This window comes from Halomonas elongata, from assembly GCF_029081005.1.
Taxonomy (GTDB): domain Bacteria; phylum Pseudomonadota; class Gammaproteobacteria; order Pseudomonadales; family Halomonadaceae; genus Halomonas; species Halomonas elongata_B.
Genome location: NZ_JAJQTQ010000074.1, coordinates 1 through 533 on the forward strand (window position 1 = coordinate 1; position 533 = coordinate 533).

The window sequence follows — 533 nt, forward strand, 5'->3', positions numbered from 1 at the left end:
CGCGAGATAAAAAAACGGCGGGCCGCAGCCCACCGTGATATTAATTCCTTCGCTAGCGCTACTCCGCGACGCTCTCGCGTAATGATTTCACCGGCATCACTTTCACCTGTTTGATCATGTTGTCCTGCACGTCGAGGATATCTATATCGTACTGCTCAATGCGCACGCGGGTGCCCGGGACCGGGATCTCTTCCAGCGCTTCGAGGATAATACCGTTGACGGTGCGTGCTTCATCTTCCGGCAGGTGCCAGTTAAACGCTTTGTTGATTTCGCGAACGTTGGCGCTGCCGTCGATAATCACCGTGCCGTCGTTAAGCGGGGTCACTTCCTCCGCCAGGGTGGGTGACATGGAGGTGGTGAAGTCGCCGACAATCTCTTCAAGAATATCTTCGACGGTGACCAGCCCCTGAATATCGCCGTATTCATCGACCACCAGACCGACTTTCTTTTTATTGCGCTGAAATTTCACCAGCTGGGTGCTGAGCGGCGTGCCTTCCGGCACAAAGTAGATCTCATCTGCCGCCCGCAGCATG

1 protein-coding gene is annotated in these 533 nt (G+C 55.2%); it reads right to left on the reverse strand.

The genetic code is table 11. From position 1 onward, the window contains the following. Positions 1-58: 58 nt before the first annotated feature. Positions 59-533 (reverse strand): transporter associated domain-containing protein (locus LU493_RS19490; protein WP_275289464.1); only part of this gene is annotated, 475 nt, incomplete at its 5' end.